The 15,000-nt window shown below is 37.5% G+C and carries 11 protein-coding genes and 1 pseudogene; 11 read left to right on the top strand and 1 reads right to left on the bottom strand.

What is annotated here, in order from left to right:
• Positions 1-240: 240 nt before the first annotated feature.
• The 9 genes and pseudogenes from LACPOB_RS0110295 to LACPOB_RS0110260 all read left to right on the top strand — a co-directional run bounded on the left by LACPOB_RS0110295 (position 241) and on the right by LACPOB_RS0110260 (position 10,241).
• Positions 241-1,278, top strand: a complete 1,038-nt coding sequence (locus tag LACPOB_RS0110295; protein WP_017868738.1) for an aldose epimerase family protein — start codon at positions 241-243, stop codon at positions 1,276-1,278.
• A gap of 321 nt (positions 1,279-1,599) precedes the next feature.
• Positions 1,600-2,238, top strand: a complete 639-nt coding sequence (locus LACPOB_RS0110290; protein WP_017868737.1) for an HAD family hydrolase — start codon at positions 1,600-1,602, stop codon at positions 2,236-2,238.
• A 190-nt stretch (positions 2,239-2,428) separates the two neighbouring features.
• A complete protein-coding gene (locus LACPOB_RS0110285) occupies positions 2,429-3,496 on the top strand; it encodes an AI-2E family transporter (protein WP_017868736.1) in 1,068 nt (355 codons plus the stop codon).
• Positions 3,489-4,679: a MalY/PatB family protein gene (locus LACPOB_RS0110280; RefSeq protein WP_017868735.1), complete on the top strand. Its 1,191-nt coding sequence runs from the start codon at positions 3,489-3,491 to the stop codon at positions 4,677-4,679. Before LACPOB_RS0110285 ends, LACPOB_RS0110280 begins: the two co-directional genes overlap by 8 nt.
• Before the next feature lie 88 nt (positions 4,680-4,767).
• Positions 4,768-5,454, top strand: coding sequence for a 2,3-diphosphoglycerate-dependent phosphoglycerate mutase (locus tag LACPOB_RS0110275; RefSeq protein ID WP_017868734.1), 687 nt, complete (start codon positions 4,768-4,770; stop codon positions 5,452-5,454).
• 438 nt (positions 5,455-5,892) lie between these two features.
• Positions 5,893-6,006, top strand: a pseudogene (locus LACPOB_RS13310) (short-chain dehydrogenase); the annotation flags it as partial.
• Between the two features lie 181 nt (positions 6,007-6,187).
• On the top strand, positions 6,188-7,828 hold the full coding sequence (locus LACPOB_RS0110270) for an aryl-sulfate sulfotransferase (protein ID WP_146983680.1): 1,641 nt from the start codon (positions 6,188-6,190) through the stop codon (positions 7,826-7,828).
• A 370-nt stretch (positions 7,829-8,198) separates the two neighbouring features.
• On the top strand, positions 8,199-9,671 hold the full coding sequence (locus tag LACPOB_RS0110265) for a UbiD family decarboxylase (RefSeq protein WP_017868732.1): 1,473 nt from the start codon (positions 8,199-8,201) through the stop codon (positions 9,669-9,671).
• A 6-nt stretch (positions 9,672-9,677) separates the two neighbouring features.
• Positions 9,678-10,241 carry a UbiX family flavin prenyltransferase gene (locus LACPOB_RS0110260; RefSeq protein ID WP_017868731.1) on the top strand — a complete coding sequence of 188 codons (564 nt, stop codon included), beginning with the start codon at positions 9,678-9,680 and terminating at the stop codon, positions 10,239-10,241.
• A gap of 342 nt (positions 10,242-10,583) precedes the next feature.
• Here LACPOB_RS0110260 and LACPOB_RS0110255 read toward each other — a convergent pair whose 3' ends face one another.
• Positions 10,584-11,894 (bottom strand): IS1380 family transposase, encoded by a 1,311-nt coding sequence (locus LACPOB_RS0110255; protein WP_017868730.1) that lies wholly within the window; start codon positions 11,892-11,894, stop codon positions 10,584-10,586.
• A gap of 454 nt (positions 11,895-12,348) precedes the next feature.
• Between LACPOB_RS0110255 and LACPOB_RS0110245 the strand changes: the two genes are divergently transcribed.
• Positions 12,349-13,533, top strand: coding sequence for a phosphopentomutase (locus LACPOB_RS0110245; RefSeq protein ID WP_017868728.1), 1,185 nt, complete (start codon positions 12,349-12,351; stop codon positions 13,531-13,533).
• Positions 13,534-13,569: 36 nt separating this feature from the next.
• Positions 13,570-14,868, top strand: coding sequence for a pyrimidine-nucleoside phosphorylase (locus tag LACPOB_RS0110240; RefSeq protein WP_017868727.1), 1,299 nt, complete (start codon positions 13,570-13,572; stop codon positions 14,866-14,868).
• Positions 14,869-15,000: the final 132 nt, after the last annotated feature.

Raw genomic sequence — 15,000 nt, 5'->3', positions numbered from 1 at the left:
AGTTAAATAATTATTAATGCTTAAAGAAAAACCCTTTTAAACTGGGGTATAAGTGTGATTTAAGTGTTAGTCCGTGTATTAAAGGAAATAGAATGATTATTTTTAAATAACTATACCAATTTTAGAAAAGCGGTGTAAAACCATTCATTTTTATGTAACCGCTTTAAAAGACTGATGAAATGCGGTACACTAGAGAAGGAAAATAGGAAAAGGACACGGTTAGAAAGAAGAGGGAATCTAATGGATATATTTCGCAGCGTCGTAGAAAATTATGAAGGTCATGTTGTCACAAAAATCAGGCTAGTTAATGATAATGAAGCAGAAATATCATGCTTTACGATGGGGGCAACTTGGAACGAGTTTTTAATACCATCAGAGGATGGTGACAAGCAAAATATCTTGTTAGGGTTTGATACAGCAAGACAATACTATGAAAATTCTCTTTGTTGTTGCCAGTCGATTGGTCGTGTAGCTGGTCGGATCAAGGACGGACAGTTTGAGATCGATGGTAAGAAGTATCAAGTACCAACTAATGAAAATGGGAATACTTTGCATGGCGGACCACAAGGTTACCGTTTCTTAAACTGGGGCTATACTACTTCACGTGGGACAAATAGCGTGAGCGTTGTCTTCCAAAAACATATCAAAGAAATACGTGATGGGTTTCCAGGCAATTATTTAGCAACTGTGGTTTATACTTTGGATAATAATAATAAGGTCACTATCTCATATAGTGCCTTGAATGGTGAACGTGATACACTTTTTAATCCAACTTGCCATACTTACTTTAATTTGAGTGATAAGCGTGATCTATCAACTCATTCACTTATGGTCAATAGTCATGAATATTTGGAAACAGATGATGAAACGATCCCAACTGGACGTGTTTTACAAGTTGATGATACGCCATATGACTTCCGAAAATTTAAAAATTTAAAGGAAGCAGATGATGAAAATGGTGGCTTTGATGATGCATTTGTAGTCAATGGCCCAGGGATGGCAACAAAACCAACAGCAGTTTTGCGGGATAACGAAAGTGGCCGTCAAATTACGATCGAAAGTGAGGGTACTGGTTTAGTAATGTACACTATGCCAGAGATCGATAGTGGGATCAAGTTGTCACGCGATGGAGTAATGGACGCTCTGCCGGGCGAAGGGGTAGCTTTGGAAGCTCAACAACTACCGGATGCGATCAACCATGAAAACTTCGGTGATGTTGTGTTAAAGAGAAATGAAAAGAAGACTTATCACATTTCCTTTGCATTTGAACAAAAATAAATAGAATTAGATAAGCAAAGCTGAAGTATAATTAGCTGTGCGATCCTAAAAGGGTCACTGATATATCTCATTTAATGGGTTAGATCAGTGGCCCTTAAACATATTCCAAAAGATTGAAACCATACTGTAACAACGATGGTTGCTTTATTATGTTTCATCGTTTTGCAACGACCCAAAATAACCGTTACAAATCGACTTCAAAACATCTTTTGTTTCACTCCCGTTTTTTTGCGACAATATTCGGAAATTTCTGAACAAGTAATGGGTAAAATGTTAAAATCAAGCTAACAGTTTGATAATAAAAGTAAGGGATGAATCAGAATGGAGACTTATTTGTTTGATTTTGACAATACATTGGCTAATTCAGGCGAAGCTTCAGTTGAATCAGTGCAAAAGGTTTTTACAGATGCTTCAAAGCCGGTACCAACTAGAGAAATGATTTTTTCAGAAATGGGATTGCCGATCGAGACCTCTTTTCCAATGTGGGCTAATTTGGATGCTAATGACGTTCAACTACAAAAAATGTACGCGGAATTTCGTGACTATTATTCATCGATCGAAGCTCAAAATACACATTTATTTCCAGGGATCAAGGAAGCTTTGGAGGGGTTAAAAGATACAAAACATCAATTGTATGTTGTTTCAAGTAAGAGCTCAGCTCCATTAGCACGTAATTTAGACAAACTCGGGATCGGTCAATACTTTACTGATCTGATCGGTTCTGATTTGGTAGACAATTATAAACCTGCCCCGGAAGGAATTTTTAAGCTCATCGACAAATACCAATTAAATAAACAACAAGCAGTGATGATCGGTGATGCGGTCTTTGATTTACAAATGGGTAAAAGAGCAGGTGTAAAAACGGCTGCTGCAGGATGGGGCGCTTATGATCTGCATGCGATCAAAGCCGAACGGCCAAATTATTTATTAGAACAACCTGCACAATTATTGGATATTTAAAATTAAAGATAAACATATTTGTTTTTGTAAACTTTGCTCTGGTGGAAAATGAGTGTTTTATTTTTTGCTTTTTTCATTACTTTAGTAAGTAATTAAGGTAGAATAGCATTATATCTTTAAATAAGGTACTTTTGGGCTGACTGATGTTGCAAAAAATTACATATAGTTGGCAAGCTGAGAGGAGAGACTAATGAGTATTTGGGAGAAGTTTATTAATAATGTTCGTTTGCGACGTGCGGTAGTTTTAGCATTGCTTGTCATTGTACTATATGCGTTTCGCGGCTTAATGAACACAATTTTGTTGACCTTTATTTTTACTTTCTTAGTTGTACAATTGATCAATTTTATTCAAAAGAAAGTTAAAATTCCAAGTATGTTGATCGTGATCGTAGTTTACGCGCTGATTTTATTCGGAATTTATTTTGTGGTGACTAATTACGCACCTAAGATCTTTAGCCAGTTTGAAGAACTGGTGCGTTCGGTGATCGCCTTTTATCAAAATCCGCCACAAGGCACTAACGACGTTTTGGGATATATTAGTGATTATCTAAGCAAATCGGATATCATGGCGCAGTTAAAAAATGGTGCAGCTTTCTTGGTTCAATCGATTACGACCTTAGGTTCTTTTGGGGTTTCAGTATTAATGGCATTATTGCTGAGTTTCTTTTTCACAGTCGAAAAAGAGCAGATGTTTTCATTTTCACGTAATTTCTTAAGCGGACCTTATTCCTGGTTCTTTAAGGATATCCGTTATTTTGCGAACATCTTCGTGAACACTTTTGGGGTCGTTTTAGAAGCTCAGTTTCTGATCGCGATCGCAAATACTGTGTTGACTTTGATCGGTTTAAGCTTGATGAAAATGCCGCAACTTGATACTTTAGTGGTCATGATCTTTATATTGAGTATGATCCCGGTGGCTGGAGTGATCATTTCAGCGATACCAATGTCACTGATCGCATACACAGAAGGCGGGGTCAAGTTAGTTGCGTATGTTTTGATCATGTTATTATTGATCCACGCGTTAGAATCATATGTGTTAAATCCAAAACTAATGTCTAGCAAGACGAATTTACCAATTTTTTACACTTTCGTAGTGTTGTTTGTTTCGCAACATATTTTTGGCACATGGGGATTGATCGTGGGGATACCAATTTTCATCTTCTTGTTAGAAGTCATGGGAATCAAATCTTCTAAAGGTGATTTAAGCGATAGATCCAAGGAAAAACATAGAAAAAAGGAGAAACGAGTAAGTGAATAAAGAAGAATTTTTGTCCAAATATGGAGTTGACCGGCGCAATACATCGGCTGTTAAATGGGATGGCATGCAAGAAGAATTTGGACGTTCCGATCTGTACCCTTTGTGGGTCGCAGATACTGAATTTAAGATCCCTGAAAGTTCGATCAAAGCTTTACAACAACGAGTCGCTCACGGTGCGTTTGGATATTCGATCACACCAGAGGGATATTATGATGCTTATTTCAACTGGCAAAAAGAGCGTTACGGCATTGAATTGCATAAAGATTGGCTTCGTTTTGGGACGGGGGTCGTGCAATCATTAAGTACGTTGTTACAATTTTTGACCGAACCAGGGGATTCTGTGATGATCCAAGAACCGGTCTATCATCCTTTTCGACATGTTGTCGAAAATAACGGACGCCAGGTAGTTGCTAACCAGTTAGTTGATTTTGGTTCGGAATACAAAATGGACTTAGAGAAAATGGAAGAGCAAATGGTTGCTAACGACGTCAAAGTTTTAATGTTGTGTAACCCACATAACCCGGTGGCACGTGTGTGGACAGAACAAGAATTAACTGACCTATTAGAATTGTGCCGTAAAGAACAGGTCATAGTTATTAGTGATGAGATCCATCATGATCTGTTGCCATCTGATAAAAAATTCGTATCGGCTTTATCGATCAAAGATGGTTTTTATCGGGATAATATGATCATGGTCGATTCGCCATCGAAGACCTTCAATATGGCAGGCTTATTGATCAGCCACGTTGTGATCCCTAACCCACAATTACGTGACCGTTACGATCAACAGCAAGAAATTTTACATGGGCCTGCAAGCAATATTTTAGGCTTGGTAGCCGGTGAAGCTGCTTATCGCGATGGTGCTGATTGGCTAGACGGTTTACTGGCAATAGTAAGAGATAACTATAATTATCTCAAAGAACACTTACAAGCAGCATTTCCAGAAATCAAGTTGACTGACCAAGAAGGAACCTACTTGGCCTGGGTCGATCTATCAGGGGTCGTTGCGCCTGAAGATCTAAAACATGTGGTGCAAGATCAAGCTAAACTGGCCGTTGATTTTGGAAGTATGTTTGGTAAAAGTGGTGCTGGTCATATTCGTATCAACTTGGCAACAACTCCAGAAAATTTACAAGCGGCTGTTTCATCCTTAGTGAAAACACTGCAAGAAAACCAAGCGTAAATTTTCACAAAATACTGTTAATTTTCTAAAATTCAGTGTAAAATGAATTTGTAGAATAAAAATAAAAAGAAAGAGGTCTGTACAAGATATGCCAAAATTAGTATTTATCCGTCATGGACAAAGTGAATGGAACTTAGAAAACCTTTTTACTGGCTGGGTTGACGTTGACCTAAGCGAAAAAGGTGTACAGGAAGCTACAGAAGCAGGTAAAAAACTTAAAGAAGCTGGGATCGAATTTGATCAAGCTTATACATCTGTTTTGACACGTGCTATCAAGACTTTACACATTGCCTTGGAAGAAAGTGGCCAATTATGGATCCCTGAGACTAAGACATGGCGCTTAAACGAACGTCATTATGGTGCATTACAAGGCCAAAACAAAAAAGAAGCCGCTGAAAAATTTGGTGAAGAACAAGTTCATACATGGCGTCGTTCATACGATGTATTACCTCCATTGTTGAAAGCTGACGACGAAGGTTCTGCTGTTAAGGAACGTCGTTATGCTAACTTGGATCCACATGTTGTTCCTGGCGGCGAAAACTTGAAGGTTACTTTGGAACGTGTAATGCCATTCTGGGAAGACCATATTGCTCCAGACCTTTTGGACGGCAAGAACGTGATCATTGCAGCCCACGGTAACTCATTGCGTGCTTTGACTAAGTATCTTGAAAGTATCTCAGATGATGATATCGTCAGCTTGGAAATGGCTACAGGCCAACCAGTTGTTTACGACTTGGACGACAAGCTAAACGTGGTTAATAAAGAAAAGCTTTAATCTAGATATAAATAAAATCCCTGACTCTTTTTGAGGAATCGGGGATTTTTTATGTCTGTTTTAAAATATGGTGTAAGTCGAGCAACGATTTTGCATACCACTACATCATCTTTTTGAATGGAATTTAACCAAAACACTATGTTCGTTGTAAATAATACTTTGCCAATTTGAGTTTGGCAAAGTAAGTTGTTCTATTAATAATGATGTCTCAGTGACTCTTACTTTTGAAACTGGCGAATATCCGGCAATGTTTCAGATGCGTTCATTGAAAATCAAGCTATTAACACAATGGCGCAAGGTCTAGTGATCGAAACAGCTCTACATATTCATGTTAACATGATAGTATCCTGCTCATCTGGACTCCAACCGGACCGTCGTGGCATAATACGAATTAAAAAGGAATGAAAAAGTAGGCAAGTCAGATGGGGAGAGACACCTTTAAAACGGGTCGCAAAAATCTCAGAGGTTGCAAGTGGTTATCTTTTTTTGATACAAAATGAATTTGTTACTGGAGAAGTACTAAAGATCGATGGTGGCACTGATGTTTTATAGACCATCACAGAAAGAAAAGATATGAACAAATAATTAAAGTTTAAGCTTATTTTAAGCCAACCCTTTTATGATAATAAACGTTGCAAACATTTTGTTTTAAATCCAGAGAAAATGATATTTAAGGAGGAGTTATTTTTTGAAAAGAAAAAGTAAAAAACTAAAAACGGGTTTGTTATTAGTAATGGCATTTACAGCACTGGTCTGTTATGGTTGTTCATCTAAAAATTCAGCCAGCACCCAGAGGTCTGATACTACCCTCTCGAATAAAAGTATTAAGAAAAATATTGGGTCAAAAATTATTTTTTCTAGGCAAAAAAATCAGAAAAAATTAACACAAGAATATAGTTCCGCAGCCAAGAACAGTAACTATACACTGGCATCCCCATACATCAAAGTAAATCCATACGAAACATCTCCGCTGACTGCTTTAATTACATTTAAGACTAATAAAGCGGCTAAAGTTACTTATACTGTTCAAGGAAAAAGTGAAGGAACTTCAATCACGAATACCGTAAATGGCGGTTATACCAAGAGTCATCAAGTACCAGTAGTCGGGTTATACGCTAATTATTCTAATCGTGTCACACTGCATGTCACATATAAAAATGGGCAGACAGCGACCAAAAATGTTACTTTAAAGACTGGGGATTTGCCGACTTACATTAAACGAGCAAAGATTAGCGTATCAAAGAAAGATACAACTAAGATTTCTTCTGGGCATAATAAATTAACGTTAATGAACCGGACCACAAAGGAACCTTTCGCTGTTGATAGTGATGGTCAAGTACGGTGGTATTCAACTAATTATTCGCAACATACAGTTGAACAATGGTCTAAGGGACGCTTAATGATATTAACTAAAGAGAAAAAGAGTTCACAACTCTATAATGATTTAGTTGAAACCGATTGGCTAGGGCGAGTATACAAAGAGTATAGTTTTGCCCATAAAACAGGTAGCAGCGATGGTGGAGAAAAAGAAAAGACTGTTATTCATCACGACTTGTTGGAATTGCCTAACCATAATATATTAGCGACAGTTTCCGATGGGTCTAAGTATAAAGAAGATGTCTTAGTAGAAATTTCGCATAAATCCGGTAAAATAGTTAAGATAATTGACTTCAAGAAGATTTTGCCTAAGTCGATGTGGATGAAATATAAGAAAGATAGCAGCGGCGACGTTGATTGGCTGCATCAAAATGCAGTTGATTATGACAGTAATGATCATAGTATTGTGATCTCTAGTAGGAACCAAGATCTGATCATGAAATTAGACTATAATACTAACAAAATAAAATGGATCTACAATGGTAAGAGTAAAAAGGACTGGCCACAAAAATATCGCAAGTATTTGTTGAAAAAAGATGGAAATACTACTACGACAACAGGCGGACAGCACGGTTTATACATCTTAAAAGATTTAAACAGTGATGCCAGCAAGACGGATATATTACTTTATAATAATAATATTGCTGTTACTAATGGTAATAAGAAGACCTCAGGCAAATATTCTGAAGGAGTACAATATCGGGTAGATGCCAAGAAGATGACTATTAAACAAACATGGTCATACGGGAAGAGCTTGGGCCAGGAGAACTTTACTCCTATTATTGGTTATACTGAAAAACAAAGTAATGGAAACTATTTAATTACTTTTGGATATAAAAAGAAGGGGCAGGAAAGTAATATTATCGAAGTTACTCCAGACGGTAAACAAGTATTTAACCTGACAATTAAAAACCCTGCTTCTAAGGCTTATGTTTATCGTGCATACCGCATACAAGTATATAACGATGATTATGTTTTTGACGCTACTCAAGATTAAATGAGTTCTTAAACAATTGAAAAAAATTTGTTTGGTATTTTTAAATCGTCGATCTAGGGAACCGAGTCAAAATAATATTTTAAGCCAATCTAAGCCGTTTGTTCTTGAGGGAACGAGCGGCTTTTTTGGTGCTTACTAGATTGAAATCGTGTTTTCCTTTAATAATTTTTGCTGTCAGATATATGTGTTTGAACTTCAATGCCGTTATTATTCGTTTTAGGAATAAGACCTTTGCCAAATTAAAATTGATACTTTGTACTTTTATCACATATACTAAAAATATACTTAGAAAGTATAGTTAGTAGACATTAAAGAACTCTGTTAGTTATCTATATTTTCAGGAAAATTTTGTTAATAGGAGTTGAGATATATGGGTGAAGACAAATGGGATTTGCGTAAAGTTTTGTCTGAGATCAAAGATGATCCCAAAAACTATCATGAAACAGATGTCGAAGTTGATCCAGAAGCTGAATTAGCCGGTGTTTATCGATACATTGGTGCTGGTGGGACAGTTGAACGTCCAACACAAGAAGGACCTGCGATGATGTTTAATAATGTCAAAGGCTTTCCTAGTACACGTGTTTTGATTGGCTTAATGGCCAGTCGGAGACGTGTAGGAAAAATGCTCCATCATGATTATCAGACATTAGGTCAATTCTTTAATGAAGCAGTTTCGAAACCGGTTCCTCCAGTTTTGGTTGACGAAAAGGATGCACCTACGCATGAAGTTGTGCACCATGCAACAGATAAGAATTTTGATATTCGTAAGTTAGTCGCTGCTCCTACAAACACACCCCAAGATGCTGGTCCTTATATTACAGTTGGTGTAGTTTTAGGGTCTAACATGGATAAGACGATGTCAGATGTGACTATCCATCGTATGTGCATTGAAGGAAAAGATAAGTTGGGAATTTATATTATGCCTGGCGGAAGACATATTGGGGCTTTTGCTGAAGAATACGAAAAGGCTAATAAGCCGATGCCTGTTACGATCAATATTGGACTTGACCCAGCAGTAACGATTGGTACAACATTCGAGCCGCCAACAACTCCTCTTGGTTACAATGAGTTAGGGGTTGCAGGTTCGATTCGTAACCAGCCTGTTGAATTGGTCAATGGTGTTTCAGTAGATGAAAAAGCAATTGCACGGGCTGAATATACTTTAGAAGGCTATATTATGCCTAACGAAAGAATGCAAGAAGATATCAATACTCGTACAGGTAAAGCAATGCCCGAATTTCCAGGTTATGATGGTGATGCTAATCCTGCAGTTCAAGTTATAAAAGTTACGGCCGTTACCCATCGTAAAGATCCAATTATGCAAAGTGTGATCGGGCCAAGTGAAGAACACGTCAGCATGGCAGGAATTCCGACTGAAGCAAGCATTTTACAATTAGTCAATAAGGCTATTCCTGGTAAGGTTACTAAGGTTTATAATCCATCAGCGGGCGGTGGCAAGTTGATGACTATTATGCAGATTCATAAAGAAAACGAAGCAGATGAAGGTATTCAACGTCAAGCAGCTTTACTTGCATTCTCTGCTTTTAAAGAACTAAAGACTGTATTTTTAGTTGACGAAGATGTTGATATTTTCGATATGAATGATGTTGTTTGGACGATTAATACCAGGTTCCAGGCTGATAAAGATATCATGGTACTTTCTGGGATGCGTAATCATCCATTGGATCCCTCTGAACGTCCCGAATATGATCCGAAATCAATTCGTTTTCGTGGAATGAGTTCCAAGTTAGTTGTTGATGGGACTGTTCCATTCGACATGAAAGACCAGTTTGAAAGAGCGCAGTTTATGAAGGTTCCAGACTGGAAAAAATATTTGGAGTAATCAACAATGAAAAAAATTATTATTGGAGTTTCCGGAGCATCGGGAACAATCTATGCAGTTGATCTTTTGAAAAAAACTCAGCAGTTATCCAATGTTGAAACTCACCTAGTAATGAGTAAGTGGGCTAAGCAAAATCTTGCACTGGAGACAAATTATCAGTTAAATGAAATCAACTCTTTGGCTGATTATGTATACGACGAGCGAGATCAAGCTGCCAAAATTGCTAGCGGTTCTTTTTTAGTTGATGGTATGGTCGTTGTTCCCGCAAGTATGAAAACTATCGCAGGTATAGCCAATGGATTTGCTGATAATTTGGTTGGTCGGGCAGCCGATGTCATACTTAAGGAACAACGAAAACTTGTGATAGTTCCTCGTGAATCGCCTTTAAGCGTGATCCATCTTGAAAATTTAACTAAATTAGCTAAAATTGGGGCCCAGATCATTCCCCCGATTCCAGCCTTTTATAACCATCCTTCTTCTATTCAAGACCTTGTGGACCATCAGACGATGAAAACCTTAGATGCATTGGGAATCAACAATGATATATCTTCACGTTGGGATGGCAGATGACCAATTTAAAATAACCAAGTTAATACAGACCAAGGATTAGTAAATCAAAAAATATGTATTTACTTGGTTATTTTTATGCTAATTATATTTTTTTAATTCAAAACTCAGAGTTATTTTGAGTTTTGAACAGCTATTATTGTTTAACCTGAATAATTCATACTTTGTTTCATAAAAGGCAATTTTGCTTTTTTAACGTTTAATTCGTGTTTAATTCAGTTAAAATTTAACCTGCAACCCTTTTGTAGTGTTGTTGAATTCTTTTTAAGACAATTTCATTTTTGATCGGTGTCAAAAGGGTAGACTACCCCCTTGGTCGGACTTAAATTTTTTAAAAAAAATTTTTTAATTACTACTAAGTTGAAATTCTTGGATCCTAAACAAGGTTTGCCAATATAAACTATCAAAAACATTGGTACTAGAAAGATGCAGCCACAACTTACGTGCATGTTGCGTCACTCTGCCAGCTAGATGAAAGAGTTTAAAGCGTAAAGTGGTGATCGTGGCATTGCTTAATTCAGCTGGGAGCACTAATTTTTTCATAGCTTGGATCAAGTTATAAGCCACGCTGGCCAGCAACATTCTAAATTGGTTAGCGGTGAAATTAGAGCTATCTGTTTTGTCAAAATCAAAGCCGCCTTTGACTTCTTTGATCAAATCTTCCATGGCACCACGTTGATGATAAATCTCGAAGACGTCACTGGCAAAAGTTATTTCCAAATTAGCCACGATAAACTCATGCTTAAAGAGTAACTCGCCCGCGGGACGAGTTGATTTAACGATCACGGGATAAGCGCGTTCCCAAGTGTCTGGTTGATAGTCAGTTAAACGATGCCACTGCACCTCCTTTTGGGTGAAGTTCTCTCCTGGTTGACCGACACGGATCAGGTGCTCGGCGATCCGCTGTAACTTAGGGTTAGCCTTGAGACGAATCGTAAACTTGGCCCCGGCATCTTCACAAGCAGCGTAAATTTCTGGTTTGGCAAAACCTGAGTCAGCCCGCACCAATAAATCTAAAGCTTCGTATTGTTTAAGCAGCAGCTCCAAAAAATCTTCCGCATTTTTGGAAGTATATTCGTTGCCTGGGCGTAATTTAGCTCCTAAGAGGCAACCCGAAAAATTATCAAAGGCTAACAGGGGATGATAGCCGTTCGTTTGATAATGGGTATTAAAATCGCTGCCATCTTGGTGACCGAAAGTATCCGAATGAGTTGAATCAAGATCCATGATCAGCTGGTGTTGCTTCTTTTGGGTGATCACTAACTGCGCTAACTGAGTAACTAAATTTGTGACTCCGGTCAACTCATCGGCGGAAACTTGGTTAATAAAGCGTGAAAGCGTGGGTTGCGAAGCAACTAAATTATCCAAGACGAGCTTAAAGCTCAGGTCCGCGGTCAGTGTATTAGCGGCAGTATCATTAAAATAACCGGCAATCAACTGGGTTAACAGCTGCTTAAACAGGTGATTCTTATGGTACTTGTAGAACTTACGCTGATCTTTAAACTGCAGGTTTTCCTGGATTAAACGTTTGAAGTGGAGCTGCTGCATAAACTCGGCCACTAAAACCAGTCCCGCATCATTGGATAAATTACCACCATTATTAGAAAGGACCAAATTTTTGTTGAAGCTAACGGTTTGTTGGTGTAAAGTCGACATATGGAGCACTCCTATTCTATGTTGGTTTTTGTCGACTTAACCATAGCACAGGATGTGCTCTTTTTATATACTCAATTTAAACACCCAGCAGGTGCAGAATCAGGTCACGTCCAAACCGTGTGACAATAAGCATAGGAAAAGAAAATGTTAAAAATATGAATTATTCAGGGACACTTCTTTTATTTATGTCAAAAAAGGGCTAACTTAAATCTCTAATAGTTTAATTTAAGAATAAGAAAAATCCCTGACTCTTTTTTTATGGAGTTAGGGATTTTTATGGGCGCTTGAAATGGGCAATAATTACGCGACCCCAACTAGCTTTTAAAAGTTTTTATACTTTTTGAACAAAATTTCATTTATTTTATTTGCAATTGTAAAAATAAGTGAGAGAATAAAGCTATAAATGATAAGGCTTACATTAAAAAGCTACTTGGAAAATTTATAGGAGGACATTATGAGGTATAAACGTATTTTTGGTATTGTACTAGATTCGGTAGGAACTGGAGCAGCAACTGATGCAAGTAAATTCGATGATGAAGGTTCTGATACCTTAGGACATGTAGGTCAGGCTTATGAAGGTAATTTGAAAATTCCTAATTTACAACGTTTAGGAATTTCAAATTTGCGTAATGCGGAAATTTTGGGTGTACCCAAGGTAAAAGAACCTCTTGGATATTTTGGTAAAATGCAGGAAAAATCTGTGGGCAAAGATAGCATGGATGGACATTGGGAAATGATGGGTTTACCAGTAATGCAGGAATTAAGCTTTTTTCCTAAGGGATTTCCCGCAAAGTTATTAAATAAAATTTCTGACTTTTCAGGAAGAAAAATTATTGGAAATCGCCCTGAATCTGGTACCAAAATTATTGATGAACTGGGAGACAGACAATTAGAAACTGGGGAATTGATTATTTATACCTCAGGTGATTCTGTTTTACAGATAGCTGCGCATGAAGATGTTATTCCTGTAGATGAATTATATCGTATCTGTGAATATACACGTACACTAGTCAATGGTCCAGAATATACAGTTGGTCGTGTTATCGCAAGGCCTTTTATCGGAAAGAAGTCTGGACATTTCACACGTACTTCGCATCGGCATGATTTTTCTTTAAAACCAACGGGTAAAACAGATCTGGACTATTTGCAAGGGCACGTAAAAACATATGGTATAGGTAAAATTAATGATATTTTTTCAGGACAAGGCCTAGATGAGGTCTTTCATAATGAGAGTAATTTAGATGGTATGGAACATGTTGACTATGTGATGAACCAAGACTTCACTGGTTTTTGTTTCGTAAATTTGGTTGATTTTGATGCATTATATGGGCACCGTAGAAACCCAATTGGATTTGGTAAAGAATTAATGAATTTCGACAAGAGATTGGGAGTCGTTTTAGAAAATATGCGATACGATGATTTATTAATTATTACTGCTGATCATGGAAATGACCCGGGATTTAAGGGCACAGATCATACACGTGAAAATGTACCATTGCTGGTTTATTCGCCAAGTATGGAAGATTCAAAGTCGTTAGGATCACGGCAAACTTTTGCAGACTTCGGGGCAACAGTGGCAGATAACTTTGAAGTGTCGGGAACAGGTGTAGGAAAAAGCTTTTTATCGGAATTAAAATAAAAGCGCTTGCTAATTCATACAAGGAGGAACAATGACATGAGAATGGTAGATGTAATAGCCAAAAAACGTAATGGCGGCGAGTTAAATGCAAAAGAAATTCAGTATTTTGTTGATGGTGTTGTAAACCAAACAATTCCTGATTATCAAATCAGTGCGTTTTTAATGGCTGTCTATTTTAAAGATATGACTAGTAAAGAGCGCCTAGAACTCACAATGAAAATGATGCAGTCGGGTGATCAATTAAATTTAACTTCAATTCCAGGTATTAAAGTTGACAAGCATTCTACAGGAGGAGTTGGTGATAAGGTCAGTTTGCCACTTGCTGCGGTAGTTGCGGCAACAGGGATACCTGTTCCTATGATCTCTGGTAGAGGATTGGGTCATACTGGCGGAACTTTAGATAAGTTAGAGGCTATTCCAGGTTATCAGGTTGAAATTTCTTCAAAGGAATTTATTAAGCAAGTTGCCAAAGATAAATTGGCGATTGTTGGAGCTACGGGTGATATTGCACCTGCAGATAAGAAAATTTATTCGCTTCGTGATGTAACTGCGACGGTTGATTCAATTCCGTTAATTGCTAGTTCAATTATGAGTAAGAAAATTGCTTCTGGTACAGATGCACTTGTTATTGACGTTAAAACTGGGGCAGGAGCTTTTATGAAATCACTAGAAGATTCTATCGAACTTGCACAAGCCTTGGTTGATATCGGTAAAGGCGTCGGTCTGAAATGTATGGCCGTTATTTCGGATATGAATCAGCCGCTAGGAAACAAAATCGGTAACTCTCTAGAAATTGAAGAATCAATTGATATCCTGAAAAATAAGGGACCACAAGATGTTAGAGAACTGGTGTTGACGCTTGGAAGTTATATGGTGGTTTTAGGTGAAAAAGCAGCAACTTTTGATGAAGCCAAGAAAATGTTGGAAAAGGTAATTGCGGATGGAACAGCTTTGGAATGTTTCCGGAAAATGATTATCGATCAAGGCGGTGATGGTCGTGTTATAGATGATTATAGCATCATGCCACAAGCTAAATTTAGAATTGACTTGCCGGCAAGAGAATCTGGAGTGGTATCGAAAATAAAGGCAGATGAAATTGGTATTGCTAGCATGCAGTTAGGTGGGGGACGCCAAAAAGCATCTGACAAATTAGACTACAGTGTGGGGATCGAATTAAATAAAAAAATAGGCGATCCTATCAGTAAGGATGACTCATTGCTTACTATTTATAGTAATTCCGAAGATATTGATGATGTAAAAACTTTATTATACGATAACATTGAAATTGCAAAATCAGCTAGTGCGCCTCAAATGATCTATCAGATCGTTGATTAATAATATATCTTTTTGTGAATGAGAAATTGATAATTATGCTTTTTGTAAAAGAGGTAAAAATCTATGTCAGACATAACAGTTATTGGATCAAATATGATAGATATGCAAGTCTTTGTAAAAAGAATGCCACTT

The sequence above is a fragment of the Ligilactobacillus pobuzihii E100301 = KCTC 13174 genome, from assembly GCF_000349725.1.
Lineage (GTDB): Bacteria > Bacillota > Bacilli > Lactobacillales > Lactobacillaceae > Ligilactobacillus > Ligilactobacillus pobuzihii.
Note: the sequence above shows the minus strand (reverse complement) of the source record. Positions and strands in the feature narration are given on the sequence as shown.

Bases quoted from the DNA above. Each gene is read 5' to 3' on its own strand.
- LACPOB_RS0110295 (WP_017868738.1), top strand. From the start codon at position 241: ATGGATATATTTCGCAGCGTCGTAGAAAATTATGAAGGTCATGTTGTC.
- LACPOB_RS0110290 (WP_017868737.1), top strand. From the start codon at position 1,600: ATGGAGACTTATTTGTTTGATTTTGACAATACATTGGCTAATTCAGGC.
- LACPOB_RS0110285 (WP_017868736.1), top strand. From the start codon at position 2,429: ATGAGTATTTGGGAGAAGTTTATTAATAATGTTCGTTTGCGACGTGCG.
- LACPOB_RS0110275 (WP_017868734.1), top strand. From the start codon at position 4,768: ATGCCAAAATTAGTATTTATCCGTCATGGACAAAGTGAATGGAACTTA.
- LACPOB_RS0110270 (WP_146983680.1), top strand. From the start codon at position 6,188: ATGGCATTTACAGCACTGGTCTGTTATGGTTGTTCATCTAAAAATTCA.
- LACPOB_RS0110265 (WP_017868732.1), top strand. From the start codon at position 8,199: ATGGGTGAAGACAAATGGGATTTGCGTAAAGTTTTGTCTGAGATCAAA.
- LACPOB_RS0110260 (WP_017868731.1), top strand. From the start codon at position 9,678: ATGAAAAAAATTATTATTGGAGTTTCCGGAGCATCGGGAACAATCTAT.
- LACPOB_RS0110255 (WP_017868730.1), bottom strand. From the start codon at position 11,894: ATGTCGACTTTACACCAACAAACCGTTAGCTTCAACAAAAATTTGGTC.
- LACPOB_RS0110245 (WP_017868728.1), top strand. From the start codon at position 12,349: ATGAGGTATAAACGTATTTTTGGTATTGTACTAGATTCGGTAGGAACT.
- LACPOB_RS0110240 (WP_017868727.1), top strand. From the start codon at position 13,570: ATGAGAATGGTAGATGTAATAGCCAAAAAACGTAATGGCGGCGAGTTA.